Raw genomic sequence first — 20,839 nt, forward strand, 5'->3', positions numbered from 1 at the left:
CTGTCCTATGTCGGCGAAAGCTGCCATGCGGCGCTCGCCTTCACGCATCGGCGCTGGCGCAAGGCCACGACGACCCTGTGTAGGATGCGACTTTGCGATTCGAGTAACCCCTGCCGATGACCTCCCCCCGCCGCACCTTCGCGATCATCTCGCACCCCGACGCCGGCAAGACCACCTTGACCGAGAAGCTGCTCTACGTCGGCGGCGCGATCCACCTTGCCGGCGAGGTCAAGGCGCGCGGCCAGAACCGGCGCGCGCGCTCCGACTGGATGAAGATCGAGCAACAGCGCGGCATTTCCGTTACCTCGTCGGTGATGACGTTCGAGAAGGACGGCGTCACCTTCAACCTGCTCGACACGCCGGGACATGAGGATTTCAGCGAGGACACCTATCGCACGCTGACCGCGGTCGACTCCGCCGTGATGGTGATCGACGCGGCGCGCGGGATCGAGGCGCAGACGCGCAAGCTGTTCGAGGTCTGTCGCCTGCGCTCGGTGCCGATCATCACCTTCGTCAACAAGGTCGATCGCGAGGGCCGCGCGCCGTTCGAGCTGCTGGACGAGATCGCCGACATCCTGGCGCTCGACGTCGCGCCGATGAACTGGCCGATCGGCATGGGCGGCGAGTTCGAGGGCGTGCTCGACTTCGCGACCGGCCGGATCGGGCGGCCGGAGGGCGACAGCCGCAATTTCCGGGGGCAGACCGACGATACGCCGCTGTCCGACCGTTTCGCCGAGGAGGTCGAGCTGGCGCAGGGCGGCTATGCGGCGTTCGACGGCGAGGCGTATCGCAACGGCGACCTGACGCCCGTCTATTTCGGCTCCGCGCTCAAGGACTTCGGCCCCGCCGAGCTGATCGCCGCCCTCGCCACCCACGCCCCCGCGCCACGCCCGCAGCCCGCCGAACCCGCCCCCGTCTCGCCCGATGACGACGAGGTCACCGGCTTCGTCTTCAAGGTCCAGGCGAACATGGACCCGCAGCATCGCGACCGCATCGCCTTCATGCGGCTGTGCTCGGGCACCTTCAGGCGCGGGATGAAGCTGACGCCGTCGGGTTCGGGCAAGCCGATCGCGGTGCATTCGCCGATCCTGTTCTTCGCGCAGGACCGGGAGATCGCCGACGTCGCCTATCCCGGCGACATCATCGGCATCCCGAACCACGGCACGCTGCGCGTCGGCGACACGCTGTCGGAACGTGCCGACGTCCGCTTCACCGGCCTGCCCAACTTCGCGCCCGAGATCCTGCGCCGCGTCCAGCTCAAGGACCCGACCAAGACCAAACAGCTCCGCAAGGCGCTGGACGACATGGCCGAAGAGGGCGTGACGCAGGTCTTCTATCCGGAGATCGGCTCCAACTGGATCATCGGCGTCGTCGGTCAGCTCCAGCTCGACGTGCTGCTCAGCCGCCTCGACGCCGAATACAAGGTCGCCGCCGCGCTGGAGCCGGCACCGTTCGACACCGCGCGCTGGGTGTCGGCGGACGACGCGGCCGACCTCAAGGCGTTCGCCGACCTCAACCGTACCGCGATGGCGAAGGACCGCGACGACAATCCGGTGTTCCTCGCCAAGTCGGCGTGGGAAGTCGGCTATGTCCAGGACCGCTACCCGAAGGTCCGCTTCGCGGCGACGCGGGAGCGCTAGGCCGGCTGTTCCACCCAGCCGCGCCGCAGCGCCTTGACCGCGAACAGCGCCAGCACGGCGGCGACCAGATAGAACCCCACCGCGATGATCGCGCCATAGCGCAGCGAGTCGTCGCCATATTGCCCCTTCAGCGCCACCGACAACGCGCCCATCAGCCACGGGCCGACGCCCAGCCCGATCAGGTTGTTGATGAGCAGGAACGTCCCCGACGCGCTGGTCCGCATCCGCGCGGGCACCAGATGCTGGACGGCGGTGATGACCGGCCCCAGCCACAGCGTGTTGAGCGCGTTGGGAATGACCAGCAGGAACCAGGTCATCATCGGCGCGTCGCTGAGCAGCCCCAGCACGAACATCGGCGCGGTGATGAGCCAGGCGATCGCCGGGATCTTCACGTACCAGCCCCGGTCGCGCTTCCCCAGCCAGTCGGCGACCACCCCGCCCATGAAGATGCCCGTCGCCCCGCCGAGCAGCAGCAACGAGGCCATGAACTGCCCCGCCGGGATCAGCCCCCAGTTGAACCGCTGCATCAGGATCTTGGGCGTCCACAGCGCCAGACCATAGCCCGCGAGCGAGCTGCACCCGGCCGCGAACGCCATCAGCCAGAAGGCGGGCTTCGACGCCAGGATGGGAAAGACCGCGAACACCGGCACGCGATCGGCCGGCGCGGCGAGCGTGCCCGGCTTGTCGCGCACGATCCACATGAAGAACGGTGCCAGCACGACGCCGGCGAGGCCGACGCTGACGAACGCGGTCTGCCAGTCGACCAGCGCCGCGATATAGGCACCCGCCAGCACCCCGCAGGCGAGCCCGATCGGAATACCCATCGAATAGATCGCCAGCGCCCGCGCGCGGCGTTCCAGCGGGAAATAGTCGGCGATCAGCGCATAGGACGGCGCCACCCCGCCCGCCTCGCCCACGCCGACCCCCAGCCGATAGAGGAACAGCTGCCAGAAGCCGACCGCCGTCCCGCACAGCGCGGTGAAGGCGCTCCACACCACCAGCGATCCGGCGATCACCTTGGTCTTGCCGATCCGGTCGGCGAGCAGCGCCAGCGGCACGCCGAACACCGAATAGAGGATCGCGAAGGCGAGCCCCGCGATCGCCCCGAACTGCGCGTCGTCCAGATGCAGGTCCGCCTGGATCGGCTTGGCGAGGATGCCCAGGATCTGCCGGTCGAGGAAGTTGAAGGTATAGACCAGCAACAGCATCGCCAGCACGATGCGCGGATAACCGGACGAGGAGGTATCGTCGTTCGTCGCCCGCATCACACCCTCTCCCGGTCGCGTCGATCGCAACCATGCCGGTTTTCGCCGGCGTGGCTAGTCCCGATGGCGTCCTGGCGACTTCTCTCCCGACCTCTCCGACGGCTCGTCACCGGCATCACGCGGAAAGGTCGACTCCGTCATCCGCCGACAACGCGGCGGCCAGTGCCTCGCGGATGGCGCGCAGCTCCGCATTCGCAGCGGCAGGCGCCTCGACCGGCCCGGCCGCCAGCAGTTGCTGCATGCCACGCACCGTGTAGCCCTGCCGGTTGAGCGCCGCGTCGATCCGCCGCACCAGTGCCACGTCCTCCGCGCGATAATAACGCCTGCCGCCGGCACGCGTCAGCGGCCGCAGCTGGACGAAGCGCTTTTCCCAGTAACGCAGGATGTGCTGCGGCAACCCGGTTTCGCGCGACACCTCGCCGATCGTCCGCAGCGCGCCGCTTGCCTTCGAACTGGCCGCCGCGGGGCCATCCGCCATCGCCGTCAGCCGGCCGCCACGATGCGCTCGCGCATCATCTGGCTGGCTCGGAAGGTGAGCACACGTCGCGGCGCGATCGGCACCTCGACGCCTGTCTTGGGATTGCGGCCGACGCGCTCGCCCTTGTCGCGGAGCACGAAGGTGCCGAAGCCCGAAATCTTGACGTTCTCGCCGTTCGACAGCGCCTCGCACATGTCGCCAAGGATCTGCTCGACGATCTTTGCCGAATCGGCGCGGCTCAGCCCCACCTCGCGGTGCAGCGCTTCGGCCAGATCGGCGCGGGTCAGCGTTCCCACCGTCGTCATCAGCACACCAGTCATCCCCCGAATCCACTGTCTTTAACCGAGGTTACCGGTAACGGAAAGCCTTTGACAAAGGCTAATAGCGCAACACCGCCGCACCCCAGGTGAACCCGCCGCCCATCGCCTCCAGCACCAGCAGATCGCCGCGCTTGATCCGCCCGTCGCGCACCGCCGTGTCGAGCGCCAGCGGCACCGACGCGGCCGAGGTGTTGGCGTGCTGGTCGACCGTCACCACCACCTTTTCGGGCGGCAGCCCCAGCTTGCGCGCGGTCGCGTCGAGGATGCGCGCGTTGGCCTGGTGCGGCACCACCCAGTCGACCTGGTGCGACTCGAGACCGGCGAGGTCCAGCACCTCCTGCATCACCGCCGCCAGGTTGACGACGGCGTGGCGGAATACCTCGCGGCCCTTCATGCGGAGCTTGCCGACCGTCCCCGTGGTCGACGGCCCGCCGTCGACATAGAGCATGTCGTTGTGCCGCCCGTCGGCGTGGAGCCGGGTCGCCAGGATGCCGCGCGCGTCGGGGCTGGCGACGTTGTCCGCACTCTCCCGCGCTTCCAGCACCAGCGCACCCGCGCCGTCGCCGAAGAGCACGCAGGTCGCACGGTCCTCCCAGTCGAGGATGCGGCTGAACGTCTCCGCGCCGATCACCAGCGCCTTGGCATGGAGGCCGGTCTTGAGCATCGCGTCGGCGACCTGCACCGCATAAAGGAAGCCCGAGCACACCGCCGCCACGTCGAACGCGACGCAATCGGGGATGCCGAGCGCCGCCTGCACCTTCGTCGCGGACGACGGAAAGGTCTGGTCCGGCGTCGCGGTCGCCAGCACGATCAGGTCGATGTCGACCGCGAGGACGCCCGCCGCCGCCAGCGCCGCCTTGCACGCATCCGTCGCCAGCGTCGCGGTGGTCTCGTCCGGACCGGCGATGTGGCGGAAGCGGATACCGGTGCGCTCGACGATCCACTCGTCGCTGGTATCGACCTCCTGCGCAAGTTCGGCGTTCGACACGCGCCGGACGGGCAGCGCCGAGCCGGTGCCGGTGACGACGCTGCGGATCACGCGGCCGGCCGGATCATGGTCTGGGCGACATTGCCCAGATCGTCGGCGATGCGGCGCGTGAGGTCGGCACGGACCATCTTGGCCGCATTGCCGATCGCGGTCGCGACACCGCTAGCGGACGCGCCGCCATGGCTCTTCACGACGATGCCGTTCAGCCCCAGAAAGACCGCGCCGTTGTGGTTGTTCGGGTCGAGATGCTCGCGCAGCAGCTCGGTCGCGGGTCGCGAGATCAGAAAGCCGAGCTTCGACCGGATCGACGACGTAAAGGCGCGGCGCAGCAGGTCGGCGACGAACCGCGCCGTCCCCTCCGCGGTCTTGAGCGCGATGTTGCCCGCAAAGCCGTCGCATACGATCACGTCGTGGTCGCCGCGCGCCAGCTTGTCGCCCTCGACGAAGCCGGTGAAGGTCAACGGCAACGTCGCGCTACGCAGCACCTGTGCCGCCTCGCGGATTTCGCCGGTGCCCTTCTGCTCTTCCGAGCCGATGTTGAGCAGCCCGACGCGCGGGCTTTCCAGATCGAAATTGGTCCGCGCATAGGCCGCACCCATCACCGCGAACTGGACCAGGTTGCGCGCGTCGACCTCCGCATTGGCGCCCAGGTCGAGCATGATGACGTCGTTCGCGCCCAGCGTCGGCAGCGGCGCGGCGAGCGCGGGCCGGTCGATTCCCGGCAGCATCCGCAGGCTGATCTTCGCCATCGCCATCAGCGCGCCGGTGTTGCCCGCCGACACGGCCGCGCCCGCGCGCCCCTTCTTCACCAGGTCGATGGCGATGCCCATCGACGTGGTCTTGGCGCGCCGGATCGCCTGGCTCGGCTTGTCGCTGCCGCCGATCACTTCGGGCGCGTGAACGACCTCGGCGCCGGCCGACAGGTTCGGGTGCTTCCGCAACCCGTCGGCGATCCGCGACTCGTCGCCGACCAGGATGAAGCGCATTCCCTCATCCGCGCCTCGCGCCTTTGCGACGCCTGCCAGCATGACCGCCAACCCCTCGTCGCCGCCCATCGCATCGACGGCGATCGTTGATTGATCGGGCATGGAAGGTTTCACGTTCGTCTTGTGCTGGCTCAGCCCTCGACCGCGACGATCTCGCGGCCGTTATAATGACCGCACGCGTTGCAGAGATTGTGCGGGCGCTTCAGCTCGCCGCAGTTCGGGCATTCCTGAAAGCTGTCGATGCTCAGCGCGTCGTGCGCCCGGCGCATGCCACGGCGGGAAGGCGAAGTCTTTCTTTTGGGGACGGCCATTGCGGCACCTTGTTCTTAAATCGGACCACTGCGTTAGGCCCGCTCAGGCGCTTCGGCAACCGGCTTGGAATGGCCGGCCGCGAGAAGCAGCTCGAACGGCCGGACGCATCGCGAAGCGCGCGCCTATAGCGCAATGCCCGCGCGTTGCAACCCATGCGGAACGGTGGCAATCCGCAACCGAACCGCGGGGAGATCGATATGGTGCTGCGCTTGCCGGAAGTGACGCTGGTGCTGGCGGGGCTGTGCGCGCTGCTCAACATCTGGCTCGGCTACCGCGTCGGTCAGGTGCGGCGCGCGGCGAAGGTGTCGGTCGGCGACGGCGGCGACGAGCGGGTCATCCGCCGGATGCGCGCCCATGCCAATTTCGCGGAGAACACGCCGATCGTGGTGCTGCTGGTGCTGGCGCTGGAACTGAGCGTCGGACCGTCGCCGTGGCTGTGGGCGGCGGCGGCGCTGTTCGTCGTGGCGCGGATCGGCCACGCGCTCGGCATGGACGGCTGGTCGCTCGGGCGGAGTGGCGGCATCGGCATCACCTTCGCGCTGCAACTGGCGCTGGCGGTCTGGGCGATCGCGCTGCCGCTGACCGTGCCGCACGCCGGCCAGCCGCAGGACGTGACGGTGCCGGCGAACGGTTAGCCCGCCAGCGCCGCGTCGCTCACGAACGGATTGTGCCGCCGCTCGTGCCCGAAGGTCGAGGGCTGGCCGTGACCCGGAATGAACGCGATGTCGTCGCCCAGCGGCCACAGCTTGTCGACCACCGACCGGACCAGCGTCGCGTGGTCGCCGCCCGGCAGGTCGGTGCGCCCGACCGAGCCCTGAAACAGCACATCGCCGACCTGCGCGAAGTTCGACGGCGCGTGGTGAAAGATCACATGCCCCTGCGTGTGGCCCGGCGTCTCGTAGACGTCGAGCGTCAGCTCGCCGACGCTGACCGTGTCGCCTTCCTTCAGCCAGCGGTCGGGCTCGAACTGCACGCCGTTTATGCCCCAGTTGCGGCCGTCGTCATCGAGTCGCGCCAGCCAGAAGCGGTCCGCCTCGTGCGGTCCCTCGATCGGCACGCCCAGCGCGTCCGCCAGCGGCTTCGCCTCGCCGGCGTGATCGATATGACCGTGGGTCAGCCAGATCCGGTCGATCGTCACCCCCGCCTGATCGGCCGCGGCGCGGATGCGCGCCATGTCGCCGCCGGGATCGACCACCGCCGCCTTCATCGTCGCGGTGCACCAGATCAGCGTGCAGTTCTGCTGGAGCGGCGTCACGGGCACGATCGCGGCGCGCAGGGGAGGGTTGGTCATGGTCGCGAGATGGCGGCGGCTCCCCGCGACGTCAACGCGCTTGCCGCACGTCCCCGCGCTGCTAGGCTGACACACGGAGGCCTGGCCTCCGCACGTTCGCGCGCCTGGTCGGACCCACCTTACGGGTGGGCGCGGTCGCAGAAGGGCGAGCGTTCACAGCTCAGGACTGCCACCAACGGTCCCCGGCGCCACGCCCTCGGGCAGGTCGTGGTCGGGCCAAGCGGGTCTTGCACCCCCGCCCGGCCACCCCGGCGCCGGGGGACTTCGGAAGAAGGGAAAGAAAATGATCGGCTGGATCCTGCTCGCCGTCGCGCTGATCGCCGTATTGTTGATCGCCGCGACCGCGCCGACGGTGGTGACGGTGCGACCGTGGGAGACGGTGCTGGTCTATGCCGGCGGTCGCTTCGACCGTGCGCTCGGCGCGGGGCGGCACTGGCTGTTCCGCCCCTTCGGTCGTCCCGAACTGGTGCGGATCGTGACGACCCCGCAGAGCGCGCAGGTCGGCCCGGTCGAGGTCTTCAGCCGAGAGGGCTTCGCCTACCGCGTGACGCTCGCCCTCACCTTCGTTCCCGCCGATCCGCGCGCCTATCACGAGGCGAGCGCCGGCACCGCGTTCCTTCCCGGCGTCAGGCTGCCCGGCTTCGACGCCGCGCTGACCGCCGCCGTCATGGCCGCCGCCGCGACGCGCCCGCTCGCCGAGCTGCTGACCGACCCACAGCCGCTCGCCACCGAGGCGCTCGCCGCCGTCGCGCCCGCTTTTCCGGCGGTGACGCTCGCTCAGCCGGCGGTGTCGCGCCTGCAATTGCCGCCGGAGGTCCGCCGCCTGTTCACCGAGGTAGAGGCCGCCCGCCTTCAGGGGCTGGCCGCGCTGGAACGCGCGCGCGGCGAGCAGGCGGCGCTGCGCTCGCTCGCCAATGCCGCGCGGCTGGTCCGCGACAATCCCGAATTGGCGCAGCTCCGCCTGCTCCAGACGATCGAGACCGCCAAACGCCCCGCGACGGTGGTGCTGACCCAGCCCGGCATCCCGGTCGCCGCCCCCGCCGGCTGATCCGGGTGCTCGACCCCGCCGATCCCTTCGTCCTCCTCGACGACGTGCGCGCCGGTGGGGCGCCCGCGCGGCTCTATCGCCATCCCGTCGAGCTGCTCGAAGCGCGCACGGTGGCGGCGGTCCGCCCCGCCCTCACCCGCATCCGCGCCGCCGTCGCCGACGGGCTCAGCGCGGCGGGGTTCCTTTCCTACGAAGCCGCGCCCGCGTTCGAGCCGACGCTGCCGGCGCAGCCGTCGCCGACGCCGCTGCTCTGGTTCGGGCTGTTCGACGGCTGGGAGGACGTCGACGTCGCCGCGCTCCTGCCGGACCCCGCCGGTGCCCGCGTCCTGCCGCCCCGGCCCGCGATCGCCCAGCCCGACTACGACCGCCGCATCGATCGGGTCCTCGCGCTGATCGCGGCGGGCGACCTCTATCAGGCGAACCTGACCTTCCAGGCGACGGTGCCGTTCCTCGGCGACCCGCTCGCGCTCTACGCGGCGGTGCGCGCGCGCGCGGCGGCGGGCTGGGGCGGCATCGTCTCGACCGGCACCGACCTCATCCTCTCCTTCTCGCCCGAGCTGTTCTTCTCGGTCGCCGACGGCGCGATCACCTGCCGCCCGATGAAGGGCACCGCGCGGCCGGGCGAAGGCGCCGCCGCGAAACTTGCCGCCGATCCCAAGCAGCGCGCCGAGAACCTGATGATCGTCGACCTGCTCCGCAACGACCTGTCGCGGGTGGCGACGCCGGGCAGCGTCCGCGTTCCCGCGCTGTTCGCGGTCGAGCATTATCCCACCGTGCTCCAGCTGACCTCTACCGTCACCGCCGACCTCGCGCCGGACCGGGACGAGGTCGACCTGCTCGCCGCCGCCTTTCCGTGCGGCTCGATCACCGGCGCCCCCAAGCTGCGCGCGATCGAGGCGCTCGCCGCCATCGAGGACGCGCCGCGCGGGATCTACACCGGCGCGATCGGCGCGATCGATCCGGACGGCGCGGCGCGGTTCAACGTCGCGATCCGCACCCTGACCGTCCGTGACGGCGCGGCGACGATGGGACTGGGCGGCGGCATCGTCGCCGATTCGACCGCGGCGGACGAATGGGACGAAGCGCTCGCCAAGGGCGCGTTCCTGACGCAAGGACAGCGCGTGGTGGACCTGATCGAGACGATGCGCTTCGACCCGCTCGACGGGCTGCTGCTGCTCGACCGGCACATGGCGCGAATGACGGTGAGCGCCGCCGCGCTGGGGCTACGCTTCGACCGCCACGACGCGCGCAACGAGCTGCAGGCCGCCACCTTCCGTCTGCGTGAGGGCAAGCGGGTCCGTCTCCTCCTCGCCCCCTCGGGCGCGATGGCGATCGAGGTCGCGCCGCTGCCGCCGACGCCCGCCTTGCCGATCCCCGTCGCGATCGTCCCGCTTCCCGTCGCCCCCGCCGACTGGCGGCTGCGTCACAAGAGCAGCGACCGCGCCTTTTACGACCGTGCCCGACAACAGGCGGGCACCGCCGAGATCGTCTTCGTCACCCCCGACGGCCTGCTGACGGAGGGCAGCTACACCAACGTCTTCGTCCACCGCGACGATCGGCTCGTCACCCCGCCACTGGCGCTCGGGCTGCTGCCGGGCGTACTACGCGCCGAACTGATCGCGACCGGCCGGGCGGCGGAAGGCGACCTGACCGTCGCCGACCTCGCGGAGGGCTTTCTCCTCGGCAACGCGCTGCGCGGCCTCATGCCGGCGATCGTGGCGGTTGCGGACCGACCGACCGCACCGTAGAGGCGCGCGCACCGTTCAGGGGGTTCCACCATGCAGCCGTCCGCCGCACTCGCGCGCATCAGCCCGTCGCCGACGCTCGCCGTCACCGCCCGCGTCATGGAGTTGCAGCGCGCCGGCGTCGACGTGATCGGGCTGGGTGCGGGCGAACCCGACTTCGACACGCCCGAGCACATCAAGGAAGCGGGCATCCGCGCCATCCGCGACGGTCGCACCAAATACACGCAGGTCGACGGCACGCCCGAGCTGAAGGCGGCGGTCGTCGCCAAGTTCGCCCGCGACAACGGCCTCGCCTACGACACGACGCAGGTGTCGGTGAACGTCGGCGGCAAGCACACCCTGTTCAACGCCATCGTCGCCACCGTCGGCGCGGGCGACGAGGTGGTGATCCCCGCGCCCTATTGGGTCAGCTATCCCGATGTCGTCCAGTTCGCCGGCGGCACGCCCGTCATCGCGCCCGCCGGGCCGGAGCAGGACTACAAGCTCTCGCCCGAGGCGCTGGAGGCGGCGATCACGCCGCGCACCAAATGGGTGATCCTCAACTCGCCCTCCAACCCGACCGGCGCCGCCTATACGGTCGCCGAGCTGCGCGCGCTGGGCGATGTGCTGGTCCGCCACCCGCACGTCTGGGTGTTCGCCGACGATATGTACGAACACATCGTCTATGACGATTTCCGGTTCGCGACGATCGCGCAGGTCTGCCCGGAGCTGTACGAGCGCACGCTGACCGTCAACGGCTGCTCCAAGGCCTATTCGATGACCGGCTGGCGGATCGGTTTCGCGGGGGGGCCGGCGTGGCTCGTCAAGGCGATGGCCAAGCTCCAGTCGCAGTCGACCAGCAACCCCTGCTCGATCGCGCAGGCCGCCGCCGTCGCCGCGCTGACCGGCCCGCAGGATTTCCTGAAGGAGCGCGCCACCGCCTTCCAGTCGCGCCGCGATCTGGTGGTGTCGATGCTCAACCAGACGAACGGGATCAGCTGTCCCCGGCCGGAAGGCGCCTTCTACGTCTATCCGTCGATCGCGCCGTTGATCGGCAAGTCGACGCCATCGGGCAAGCTGATCGATTCGGACGAGGCGTTCGTCGGCTATCTGCTCGACGACGCGCGCGTCGCGGCGGTCCAGGGTGCCGCCTTCGGCCTGTCGCCGGCGATGCGGATTTCCTACGCGACGTCCGAAGAGCTGCTCCGCACCGCCTGCGAGCGCATCCAGACGGCGTGCGCCGCGCTTAGATGAACGCAGACATGAACGGCGCTTCCAGCTTCCGTTAATGCCGCGACGTTAAGACGGGGTTGTCACCGGTCGGATCAATTCCGACCTCCGTGCAACCTTTCGCGTGAGCGCTCGTAGCTGTTCACACGGAAAGTCAACCAACGAGTGTTGCAAATGTTGAGCTATTTCAAATCCAGCTTCGTGTGGCAGTTCGCCGCCGGTTTCGCGCTCGGCGCCGCCGGTCTCGTCGTGCTGCATCCCGCCGAGGCGAAGGCGCACGTCACTCCGACCCACACGGTCCAGCGATGAAGCGCCTCCTGCCCTTCCTCGCTATGGGCGCTGCCGTGGCAGGCGGCGTCGCGCTGACCGGCGCGGCAAGCGCGGAGCGCGCGGTGCCGATCCCCGCCGCGCGCGCCGACGTGGCGCCGGCGCCGGGGCTACAGACTGCGGTCCTCGCTGGCGGCTGTTTCTGGGGCATGGAGGCGGTGTTCGAGCAGGTCCGCGGCGTCCGTGACGTCGTCGCCGGCTATGCGGGCGGCACCCGCGCCACCGCGACCTATGACCAGGTCTCGACCGAGCGCACCGGCCATGCCGAGGCGGTGCGGATCACCTACGATCCCCGCCAGGTCAGCTACGCGACGCTGTTGCGTGTCTATTTCTCGATCGCGCACGACCCGACCGAACTGAACCGTCAGGGTCCGGACTCCGGCCCCAGCTATCGCTCCGCCGTCTTCCCGCAGAACCCGCGTCAGGCCGCCGTCGCGCGTGCCTATATCGCGCAACTCGGCGCCGCCCATGCCTATCCGCAACCGATCGTCACGCGGGTCGAGACCGGCGGCTTCTTCCCGGCGGAAGCCTATCACCAGGGCTTCTATCGAAAGAACCCGGCGCACCCGTATATCGTGATGTGGGACAAGCCCAAGGTCGCCGGTTTCAAGGCCGGGTTCCCCGCGCTGGCGCGCTGATCGCCGTTCGACGGGCTTAAGGCAAGGCAATCCCCGCCCCTCTTTCTCGCCACGTCAGGGGCACATCCAGACTCGGGTGGCCGAGCAGAAGGCGGCGTAGGGATAGGGGCAGGGCTACCTGCCGGGTGCAATGTCCTGCACCGACCGCAGCGCCCAGCGGGACAATCACCGCTGTCCTACAAGAGAGCCCTTGTGCCACCCCTACCAGGCACGTTCTCATCGCCGGCCGACCGACAGCGCCATCGTGCGATCCGACGATGTAGGGCCCGTGCGGGCCCGCGACGCAGGTCGTTTTGGTATTACCTTTGGTCACCTTCCGCCGCCGCCACTCCGATGCGGCCTGGATCTGGCGTGAAGTTCGGGAAGTTCCGCTCGCCACAGGCCGCTGACCGAAAAGCCGTTTTGGTGTTACCTTTCGTTACCTTTGGCCCCGACCCGAGCGGACCGCCCGGATTTCCAGGACCCCAGGCACCTCTTCCACCGCGTTCAGGCGGCCAGCCTAAACCGCAGCATCCGATCCTCGACCGGGACCAGCGCCTCCGCCGGCCCGCCCATCGCCCGCACGATCGCGGGGTGGCTCGGGTCCATGCCGCCGGTCAGCGCGCCGAAGGCGGGCAGGATCAGCTTGCTCGGCGACGCGACGAAGCACCGCCGCGCGACGGGTCGGCCCCGCACCGTCAGCCGCAGCTTGGGATGGAAATGCCCCGACAGCTCCGGCCGCGTCTCGTGCGGGTCGGCCTCGTGGCGCAGCACCAGCCCGTCGACCACCGCCTCCTCGATCAGCGCGCCGCCGCAGCGGTCGGTGATGATCGGATCGTGATTGCCCGTGATCCACGTCCAGCGCGTCACGGCCGTCAGTCGCTCCAGCGTCGCCCGCGCTTGCACCGGCAGCCGCTCGCACCCCTCGCGATCGTGGAAGCTGTCGCCCAGGCACCACGTCTCCGTCGCGCCGGTCGCCGCGACCAGCGCCTCCAGATCGGCCAGCGTCGCCAAGGTGTCGTAGGGCGGCAGCATCTGGCCCTTGGTCGCGAACCAGCTGCCCTTTTCCAGATGCAGGTCGGCGACGAGCAGCGCGCGCCGCGCCGGCCAGAACAGTGCCCCCTGCCCCAGCGCGAACAGCGCGTGCCCACCGAACGAAAAGGGAACCATGTCCCGGCCCTTAGCCGCCGCGACTCGGTCGGTTCAAGGGCTTAGCCCGCATATGCCTTGACCAGATCGAACAGATAGTCCCGCCCGTCGTACAGCGACCGCACCCGGATGCGCTCGTTCAGGCCGTGGATACCGCCGCCGTCCTTGTCGATGAACATGCCGGGCACGCCATAGACCGGGATGCCGATCGCCTCGAAGAAGATGCCGTCGGTCGCGCCCGTCGACATCACCGGCAGGATCGGCAGACCGGGAAAGTGGCGCGCCGCCACCGCCTGCGCCGGGCCGATGATCTTCGGGTCCAGCGTCGGCGGGATCGCGGTCGGGCGGATCGGCTGGTTGGCGGTGACGGTCACCCCCGCCCCGGCCAGCTCCTTCAGCCGGGCGAGCGTGCCCTCCACCGTTTCGCCGGGAAAGATGCGGCAGTTGACGTTGGCGGTCGCCCGCTGCGGCAGCGCGTTCTCGGCGTGGCCGGCGTTGACCAGCGTCGCCACGCAGGTGGTGCGGAGCGTCGAGTGCAGCGCCTTGTCGCGGCTGACGATCGCATCCGCCCCGCCGTCCTGCGGGTTCGCCAGAAGCCGCGTGATCGCCGTCCCCGTCTCGCCGCCCAGCTGTTTGGCGCTGGCGGTGAAGAACGCCCGCGTCGTGTCGGTGAAGCGGACGGGGAACTCGTAGCCCTGCACCGCCTTCAGCGCATCCGCGAGGCGGTAGATCGCGTTGTCCGGCACCGGCTGCGACGAGTGCCCGCCCGGATTGGTGGTCGCGAACGTATAGTTCTGCGCCGCCTTCTCACCGACCTGGATCGCGAGCAGCTGGCGGTTGCCGCGCTCGTCGTTGCGCCCGCCGCCGCCCTCGTTGAGCGCGAACTCCGCCGCGATCAGCTCGGGCCGGTTCTTCGCCAGCCACTCCGCGCCGTTGAACGCGAAGGTCGTCTCTTCGCCACAGGTCAGCGCCAGCTTGATCGTGCGCTTCGGCCGATAGCCGGCGGTGCGGAAGCGGATCATCGCATCTGTCCAGATCGCCGCCTGCGCCTTGTCGTCGACGGTGCCGCGACCGTAATAATAGCCGCCCTCCTCGACGAGGGTGAACGGATCGCGCTGCCAGTCCTCGCGCCGTGCCTCGACCACGTCGAGATGCGCGAGGAGCAGCATCGGCCTGGCGCGCGGATCGCTGCCGGGCAGCACCGCGACCAGCCCACCCTCCTTGGGGTGATCGGGCACGGAGAAGTAGGTCAGCTGCGCGTCGGTATAGCCCGCCGCCTTCAGCCGCGCGCCGATCTGCGCCGCCGCCTGCGTGCAGCTGCCCGACGACAGCGTCGTGTTGGTTTCGACCAGCTCCTTGTAGAGCGCGAAGAACGCCTGCTGATCCGGCCGCGTCTGCGCCTGCGCACCCGGCGCCATCAGCACCGCCGCCGCCGTCATCCACCCCAGCTTCATCGCACCCTCCCGATCATCTGTCCGGTGTAGAGCGGCAAACGGCGGCAAGGGCAATGTGCCGGTGTGACGGTCAGTCGACCGGCACCGATCTCGAGTCGTCGAACCCCAGCCCGACCCGCCCTTTCGGCAGGGCGAAGCGGATCTCGCGGTTGGCGAAGTCGATGTTGACCTGCCGGAACAGCCGCAGGGCATCCATCCCGAGCAGCAGCGCCGGGGTGTCGCCCAGCCCGAAGCGCGCGAACGGCGGCACGTCCGAAAAGGCGACGGTGAAATTGCGGAAGCCGATGCCGGCGATGTCGAGCTGATCGACCGTGAATGCCTCGGCGCGCAATGTGCCGCCGGTCGCCGAGGTCATCTCCATCGGCCCGACCAATTTGGGCCGGCTGGTGATCGCGGTCAGCAGCGCGCGGTTGCCGATCGTCACCGGCGATCCCGTGTCGATGATGACCGAGATGCGCCGGCCGTGCCAAAAGGCGTCGGTGACGATCAGCTGCCCGTAGAGCGAGCGCGCGGTGACGACGACCTCGTTCGCGGCCTGCTGGTAACGCGCCGACGCGCGCCGCCGCGACGGCTTGAGCGTCATGCGGCCGCGGTCGAAGTCGATCGATACGGCATGACCCTGCAAGGCGTCGATGCCCAGCATCCCCACCGCGCCCAGGTCGCGCGCGCCCAGCGCCGGTGCCTCAATCCCGGCATGCGCGATGGTCGAGACCGACAGCCGGGGCACGACGACGGAGCTGGTCAGCGACGGCCCGGTCATCGAGATCACCCGCAGGATCGGCCCCGACGACAGGCCGAGCACGCCCGCCAGCTCGCGGCTGACCACCGTCCGCTCGGCGCCGGTATCGATGACGAAGTTCCACGGCCCCCGCTGATTGATCGAGACCGGCACCGTCATCCGGCTGCCGTCCGCCCCGAAGGCGAGCATCGCCTCCTCCGACAACGGCACCGGCGCAGGCGTCGGCGGCGCGATCACCAGTTGTGCGAGCGCAGTGTCGAGCGGCGGCGGCGCGGCGGGAACGGCTGCTGCGGCGGCGGCGAGCAGGAGGAGAAAGCCGGCCATGACCCGATGCTGCGCCCGATCCGGGCCTTTCGCAATCCCTCATGGATCGACGCGCATTGCCTCCGCCGCCAGCGCCTCCGCCTCGATCAGCAGCGCGTCCTCGCCCGAACCGCCGGTCGCCACCCGCTCGCGGCCGATCAGCGTCAGCACCGGCACCGCCAGCGGCGTCACGCGCGGCAGGTCGACATGGACCATCGTGTCGGCGGCTCGATCCAGCAGCCCCGCCAGCCGCCCGACATCGGTCATCCGCGCCCGCGCGTCGTCCCACGCCGCCTGAAGCAACAGGTGGCCCGGCTCGTATTTCCGCAGCACGTCATAGATCAGGTCGGTCGAAAAGGTGACCTGCCGCCCGGTCTTGCGCTTGCCGGGGTGCTGGCGCTCGACCAGCCCGCCGATCACCGCTACTTCCCGGAACGCACGCTTCAGCAAATGCGACTGCTGCACCCAGTCGACGAACTCGTGCTCCAGGATATCGGCGGAGAACAGGCTGGCGGGATCGGTGACCGGCTCGATCGAATAGGTCGCGAGCGCATAGTCGTTGGCGACGAAGCCGAGCGGCTTCAGTCCCGTCGCCTCCATCCGCCGCGTCACCAGCATGCCCAGCGACTGGTGCGCGTTCCAGCCCTCGAAGCTGTAGGCGACCATATAGTTGCGCCCTTCGCGCGGGAAGGTCTCGACCAGCAGCTGGCCAGGCTCGGGCAACACCGAGCGCTTGAGCTGGATCTCCAGCCATTCCCGCACGTCGGCGGGGAAGCGCGCCCATTGCGCCGAATCGGCGAGGAAGCCGCGAACGCGGTCGGCGAGGTTGGTCGACAGCGGCATCCGGCTGCCGCCATAGGTCGGGATGCGCGCGGGCCGGCTTGACGCGCGCACCACCAGATCCTCGGTATCGATGCGCTCGACCTCGCAGCTGAGGCCGGCGAAGAAGAAGGTGTCGCCGGGCGACAGCTGCGCGGCGAAACTCTCCTCGACCTTGCCGAGATTGCGGCCGTTCTTGAACCGCACCGTCAGCATCGTCGCCTCGACGATGATGCCGGCGTTGAGGCGGTGCTGGGCGACGAACTTCGGGTGGCTGACGCGCCAGACGCCGTCTTCCTCGACCAGCCGCTTGAACCGGTCGTACGCCTTCAGCGAATAGCCGCCGTCGCGGATGAAGCCGAGGACACGGTCGAACAGCTCGTCGGTCAGCGCCGAATAGGGCAGCGCCGACCTGATCTCGTCGAGCAGCTCGGGCGCGCGGAACGGCGCTGCACAGGCACACGCCATGACGTGCTGCGCGAGCACGTCGAGCGCGCCGGGGCGGAAGATGTCGGGGTCGAGCTCCCCCGCCTCCACCGCGTCGAGCGCCGCGCGCGCCTCCAGATACTCGAAGCGGTTGCCGGGCACGAGGATGCCCTCGGATGCCTCGTCGAGCCGGTGGTTGGACCGGCCGAGCCGCTGCAGCAGCCGCGACGAACCCTTGGGCGCACCCATCTGGATCACGCAATCGACGTCGCCCCAGTCGACGCCGAGGTCGAGCGACGCGGTCGCGACCAGCGCGCGCAGGCGGCCGTCCGCCATCGCCTGTTCCACCTTGCGCCGCGCCTCCCTCGCGAGGCTGCCGTGATGGACGCCGATCGGCAGGCCCAGCGTGTTCACCTTCCACAGATCCTGGAAGATCAGCTCGGCGAGGCTGCGCGTGTTGCAGAAGACGATCGAGGTGCGGTGCGTCTCGATCTCCGCCATCACCTGTTCGGCGGCGTAGCGGCCCGAATGGCCCATCCACGGGACCCGGTCCTGAGGTAGCAGGATGGCGATGTCGGGATCGGCGCCGGGCTCGCCCAGCACCAGGTCGACCGCGCCGATATCGCCGTCGGGCGCCAGCCACGCGCGATAGCCGTCCGGGTCCGCCACCGTCGCCGACAGCGCGACGCGGCGCAGCGCAGGCGCGAGCCGTTGCAGCCGCGCCATGCATAAGGACAACAGGTCGCCGCGCTTGCCGGTGGCGAAGGCATGGACCTCGTCGACGACGATCGTCCGCAGGCCGGCGAAGATCAACGCGCTGTCGGGATAGGACAGCAGCAGCGACAGCGATTCGGGCGTCGTCAGCAGGATGTTGGGCGGTTTGACCCGCTGCCGCGCCTTGCGGTCGGACGGCGTGTCGCCGGTGCGCGTCTCGACGGTGATGGGCAGGTCCATCTCGCCGATCGGTCCGAGCAGATTGCGCTGGATGTCGATCGCCAGCGCCTTGAGCGGCGACACGTAGAGCGTGTGCAGCCCGGCCGACGGATGCTCGATCAGCTCGGCGAGTGTCGGCAGGAACCCCGCCAGCGTCTTGCCCGCCCCGGTCGCGGCCACCAGCAGCGTGTGCCGCCCGGCGCGGGCGCGATCGAGCATGTCGCGCTGGTGCCGCCGCGGCGTCCAGCCGCGTCCGGCGAACCAGTCGGGAAGGGGCGCGGGAAGATCTGTCACCGGCTAGGCCGGTCCGCGCGGAACGTCGCGGTCCTCACGCCATCTCACCGTACCATCGCGGAATGGGCATAACCGCACCTGCCGACATGGCGCGGAGCCTTGCACCGTGAGGATCGGATAACATTAGCCGGCGCCCGATATCTGTCCCCACATGAGGAAGGCCGGTGGGATCACACGCCCTTATCTCACGGCCGGGCGTCCGTAGACCAGCGTTCGCAGACGCGACATCGCTGCTCAGACACTCGCCGGGTGGCGCGGCGATGCGCCTATCGCGCGTCGTCGCGCTGACTCTCACCCGCCTTGTCCGCGCGATCCTGCTCCGCGTAGAGGTCGCGCGTCGCGCGTTCGGTACGCTCCAGCCCGCGCTTCGACTGGCGATTGTTGAGCGCCGCCCAGCCGATCGCAGCGGCGAGCAGCACAGCGCCGATAATCGTCCACATATACATCATCGCGCCGCCACCTTCTCGAACCTGTGTCGTCCCTCAACGCCGCGAGCCGGCGTTTCGCTCCGTTGCGCGCGGATCGCCGCACGGGCTTCAAGCGTAGTGGTAACATGGCGCGTCTCGGCGACTGGCTCGAACCTCATCCGCACGGCATCTACGTCCGCCCCGCCGACGCCTGGATCGACCCGTCCGAGCCGACCGCGCGCGCGCTGGTGACGCACGGCCATGCCGACCATGCGCGCGGCGGTCATCGCGAGGTGTGGGCGACGCCCGAGACGCTGGCGATCATGGCCGCGCGCTACGGCGAGCAGACCGGGCGTCCGGTCGCCTATGGCGAGACGATCCGTCTGGGAGAAGTCGACATCGGCTTCGTCCCCGCCGGCCATGTGCTCGGCTCCGCGCAGATCGTGCTCGACCACCGCGGCGAGCGCGTCGTCGTGTCGGGGGACTACAAGCGCCGCGCCGACCCGACCTGCCTGCCGTTCGAGCCGGTCAGGTGCGATGTGTTCGTGACGGAGGCTACCTTCGCGCTGCCGGTGTTCCGCCATCCCGACACCGGCGACGAGATCGACAAGCTGATCGCCGCGCTCCACGCCAACCCCGACCGCTGCGTGCTGGTCGGCGCCTATGCGCTGGGCAAGGCGCAGCGCGTCATCGCCGAGTTGCGCGAGCGCGGGCACATGGCGCCGATCTATATCCACGGCGCACTCACCCGGCTGTGCGAGTTGTACGAGGATCACGGCGTGCGGCTGGGCGAGCTGTTGCCCGCCACGGGCGCGCCGAAAAAGGAGGTGGCGGGCCATGTCGTGCTCTGCCCGCCCGGCGCGCTCAACGACCGCTGGTCCCGGCGCCTGCCCGACCCGATCACCGCAATGGCGAGCGGCTGGATGCGGATTCGCCAGCGAGCGCGGCAGAAGAACGTCGAGCTGCCGCTGATCCTGTCCGATCACGCCGACTGGGACGAGCTGACCGACACGCTGACCGAGATCGCGCCAAAGGAGGTGTGGGTCACGCACGGGCGCGAGGAGGCGCTGGTCCACTGGTGCGCGATGCGCCAGATGAAGGCGAAACCGCTGCATCTGGCGGGGTTCGAGGACGAGGATGATTAGCGACCAGACCGCCGCAAAACGGTTGACGCCGAAATCTGCCACAGCGCCATACAAGCGGTACGGAGCATTGTTATGACTGACGAGATCAAGCGCCTCATCGAGCGCGCGGCCAGCGTGCCTATGTCTGCCGCCGACAAGGAGGAGCAGCGGCGAAGCTTCGCATACGGCAACGCGCATATCGAGAACGAGCGCGTCACGCGCGCAATGATCGACGCGGCAGCCGACAAGGCGACAACGCGGACGTGAGTGACGAAGGTGACAGCGATGCAGACGCCCCGTCGCTTATCGTCGACGAGCAGGAGCGAGCCGAACGCGAGGCGGCCAACGCAGTCGCGCAGTTCGACCGGGTACTGGACCTCATCGACGACGTGGAGCGTGGGGGGTCAATCGTTCCGGCTGCGTGTCTCGATCATCCAGCAGCTTCATCGCCTCGCCTTGGAGGGGCTGTCGGCTTATACGGGAAACTGGCGCCCCGGCGACATCAGGATCGGCAAGAGCAGCCATAATCCGCCCGGAGCGTATCTGGTAGCAGGGTTGATGGAGGAGATGTGTGACTGGGTGAACGACCGATGGTCACATGCGTCGCCGATCACACTGTGCTCGTACGTGATGTGGCGCCTGAACTGGATCCATCCTTTTAACGATGGCAACGGCCGGACATCGCGCGCGGTAGCATACCTCGTCCTGCCTGCCGCTGCGGGGCACCGCTTTCCCAGCCGCGTGACATCCCCGAACTGATCGCACGCAACAAGACACCCTATTATGATGCGTTGGAGAGTATCGACGAGTCGGCCAAGCAAGGTGATCCTGACCTGTTACCGATGAAGGAGCTATTGGAGAGCTATCTGGCCAAGCAGCTGGCAGGTGTTTTCGACGCTGCCAGCCAACAGCCTGGGTCCACGCCCGACGACGCCCGCATTCTGCATTGATCGCGCAACGTTAAG

23 protein-coding genes are annotated in these 20,839 nt (G+C 69.3%); 11 read left to right on the plus strand and 12 right to left on the minus strand.

Going from position 1 to position 20,839, the window contains the following annotated elements:
* Positions 1-116 precede the first annotated feature (116 nt).
* Positions 117-1,640, plus strand: coding sequence for a peptide chain release factor 3 (locus ACOFKS_RS09360; protein WP_419808973.1), 1,524 nt, complete (start codon positions 117-119; stop codon positions 1,638-1,640).
* Here the strand turns inward: ACOFKS_RS09360 and ACOFKS_RS09365 are convergent.
* The 6 genes from ACOFKS_RS09365 to rpmF form a co-directional block, all read right to left on the minus strand.
* Entirely contained in the window at positions 1,637-2,905 is a 1,269-nt protein-coding gene (locus ACOFKS_RS09365) for a spinster family MFS transporter (protein WP_419808974.1), read from the minus strand. The two genes, ACOFKS_RS09360 and ACOFKS_RS09365, sit on opposite strands and share 4 nt — an antisense overlap.
* A gap of 115 nt (positions 2,906-3,020) precedes the next feature.
* Positions 3,021-3,383, minus strand: coding sequence for a MerR family transcriptional regulator (locus ACOFKS_RS09370; protein WP_419808975.1), 363 nt, complete (start codon positions 3,381-3,383; stop codon positions 3,021-3,023).
* Between the two features lie 5 nt (positions 3,384-3,388).
* Positions 3,389-3,688 (minus strand): integration host factor subunit alpha, encoded by a 300-nt coding sequence (locus ACOFKS_RS09375; protein ID WP_419809283.1) that lies wholly within the window; start codon positions 3,686-3,688, stop codon positions 3,389-3,391.
* A 73-nt stretch (positions 3,689-3,761) separates the two neighbouring features.
* Positions 3,762-4,742, minus strand: a complete 981-nt coding sequence (locus ACOFKS_RS09380) for a beta-ketoacyl-ACP synthase III (protein ID WP_419808976.1) — start codon at positions 4,740-4,742, stop codon at positions 3,762-3,764.
* Complete coding sequence (gene plsX, locus ACOFKS_RS09385) at positions 4,739-5,779, minus strand: phosphate acyltransferase PlsX (protein ID WP_419808977.1); 1,041 nt, start codon at positions 5,777-5,779, stop codon at positions 4,739-4,741. Before plsX ends, ACOFKS_RS09380 begins: the two co-directional genes overlap by 4 nt.
* A 29-nt stretch (positions 5,780-5,808) precedes the next feature.
* Positions 5,809-5,988, minus strand: a complete 180-nt coding sequence (gene rpmF / locus ACOFKS_RS09390) for a 50S ribosomal protein L32 (RefSeq protein ID WP_419808978.1) — start codon at positions 5,986-5,988, stop codon at positions 5,809-5,811.
* A gap of 198 nt (positions 5,989-6,186) precedes the next feature.
* Here rpmF and ACOFKS_RS09395 point away from each other — a divergent pair, with 198 nt between their 5' ends.
* A complete protein-coding gene (locus ACOFKS_RS09395) occupies positions 6,187-6,624 on the plus strand; it encodes an MAPEG family protein (RefSeq protein WP_419808979.1) in 438 nt (145 codons plus the stop codon).
* On the opposite strand, the gene ACOFKS_RS09400 is transcribed toward ACOFKS_RS09395, so the two are convergent.
* Positions 6,621-7,280: an MBL fold metallo-hydrolase gene (locus tag ACOFKS_RS09400; RefSeq protein ID WP_419808980.1), complete on the minus strand. Its 660-nt coding sequence runs from the start codon at positions 7,278-7,280 to the stop codon at positions 6,621-6,623. The two genes, ACOFKS_RS09395 and ACOFKS_RS09400, sit on opposite strands and share 4 nt — an antisense overlap.
* A 283-nt stretch (positions 7,281-7,563) precedes the next feature.
* Here ACOFKS_RS09400 and ACOFKS_RS09405 point away from each other — a divergent pair, with 283 nt between their 5' ends.
* The 5 genes from ACOFKS_RS09405 to msrA all read left to right on the plus strand — a co-directional run bounded on the left by ACOFKS_RS09405 (position 7,564) and on the right by msrA (position 12,247).
* Positions 7,564-8,328, plus strand: a complete 765-nt coding sequence (locus ACOFKS_RS09405) for an SPFH domain-containing protein (protein WP_419808981.1) — start codon at positions 7,564-7,566, stop codon at positions 8,326-8,328.
* A 5-nt stretch (positions 8,329-8,333) separates the two neighbouring features.
* Positions 8,334-10,076 (plus strand): aminodeoxychorismate synthase component I, encoded by a 1,743-nt coding sequence (gene pabB, locus ACOFKS_RS09410; RefSeq protein ID WP_419808982.1) that lies wholly within the window; start codon positions 8,334-8,336, stop codon positions 10,074-10,076.
* Between the two features lie 30 nt (positions 10,077-10,106).
* A complete protein-coding gene (locus ACOFKS_RS09415) occupies positions 10,107-11,306 on the plus strand; it encodes a pyridoxal phosphate-dependent aminotransferase (RefSeq protein WP_419808983.1) in 1,200 nt (399 codons plus the stop codon).
* A gap of 150 nt (positions 11,307-11,456) precedes the next feature.
* Entirely contained in the window at positions 11,457-11,591 is a 135-nt protein-coding gene (locus tag ACOFKS_RS09420) for a hypothetical protein (RefSeq protein WP_419808984.1), read from the plus strand.
* On the plus strand, positions 11,588-12,247 hold the full coding sequence (msrA, locus tag ACOFKS_RS09425) for a peptide-methionine (S)-S-oxide reductase MsrA (RefSeq protein WP_419808985.1): 660 nt from the start codon (positions 11,588-11,590) through the stop codon (positions 12,245-12,247). Before ACOFKS_RS09420 ends, msrA begins: the two co-directional genes overlap by 4 nt.
* A 486-nt stretch (positions 12,248-12,733) precedes the next feature.
* Here the strand turns inward: msrA and pdeM are convergent, their stop codons facing one another.
* From pdeM to ACOFKS_RS09450, 5 genes are all read right to left on the minus strand, one after another.
* Positions 12,734-13,396: a ligase-associated DNA damage response endonuclease PdeM gene (pdeM, locus tag ACOFKS_RS09430; protein WP_419808986.1), complete on the minus strand. Its 663-nt coding sequence runs from the start codon at positions 13,394-13,396 to the stop codon at positions 12,734-12,736.
* Positions 13,397-13,437: 41 nt separating this feature from the next.
* Positions 13,438-14,829 carry a M20/M25/M40 family metallo-hydrolase gene (locus ACOFKS_RS09435; protein ID WP_419808987.1) on the minus strand — a complete coding sequence of 464 codons (1,392 nt, stop codon included), beginning with the start codon at positions 14,827-14,829 and terminating at the stop codon, positions 13,438-13,440.
* Between the two features lie 70 nt (positions 14,830-14,899).
* Positions 14,900-15,892, minus strand: coding sequence for an aspartyl protease family protein (locus tag ACOFKS_RS09440; protein WP_419808988.1), 993 nt, complete (start codon positions 15,890-15,892; stop codon positions 14,900-14,902).
* Between the two features lie 39 nt (positions 15,893-15,931).
* Positions 15,932-18,343 carry a ligase-associated DNA damage response DEXH box helicase gene (locus ACOFKS_RS09445; protein WP_419808989.1) on the minus strand — a complete coding sequence of 804 codons (2,412 nt, stop codon included), beginning with the start codon at positions 18,341-18,343 and terminating at the stop codon, positions 15,932-15,934.
* Between the two features lie 266 nt (positions 18,344-18,609).
* Entirely contained in the window at positions 18,610-18,792 is a 183-nt protein-coding gene (locus tag ACOFKS_RS09450; RefSeq protein ID WP_419808990.1) for a hypothetical protein, read from the minus strand.
* A 104-nt stretch (positions 18,793-18,896) separates the two neighbouring features.
* On the opposite strand from ACOFKS_RS09450, the gene ACOFKS_RS09455 reads away from it, so the two are divergent.
* The 4 genes from ACOFKS_RS09455 (at position 18,897) to ACOFKS_RS09470 (ending at position 20,824) form a co-directional block, all read left to right on the plus strand.
* Positions 18,897-19,895: a ligase-associated DNA damage response exonuclease gene (locus tag ACOFKS_RS09455; protein WP_419808991.1), complete on the plus strand. Its 999-nt coding sequence runs from the start codon at positions 18,897-18,899 to the stop codon at positions 19,893-19,895.
* A gap of 72 nt (positions 19,896-19,967) precedes the next feature.
* The gene (locus ACOFKS_RS09460) at positions 19,968-20,141 is read left to right on the plus strand and encodes a hypothetical protein (protein ID WP_419808992.1); all 174 of its coding nucleotides are present in this window, start codon (positions 19,968-19,970) and stop codon (positions 20,139-20,141) included.
* An 18-nt stretch (positions 20,142-20,159) separates the two neighbouring features.
* Entirely contained in the window at positions 20,160-20,633 is a 474-nt protein-coding gene (locus ACOFKS_RS09465) for a Fic family protein (protein ID WP_419808993.1), read from the plus strand.
* 32 nt (positions 20,634-20,665) lie between these two features.
* Positions 20,666-20,824: a hypothetical protein gene (locus ACOFKS_RS09470; protein WP_419808994.1), complete on the plus strand. Its 159-nt coding sequence runs from the start codon at positions 20,666-20,668 to the stop codon at positions 20,822-20,824.
* The last annotated feature ends 15 nt before the right edge of the window (positions 20,825-20,839 follow it).

The sequence above is a fragment of the Sphingomonas sp. genome (assembly GCF_965200135.1).
Taxonomy (GTDB): Bacteria; Pseudomonadota; Alphaproteobacteria; order Sphingomonadales; family Sphingomonadaceae; genus Sphingomonas.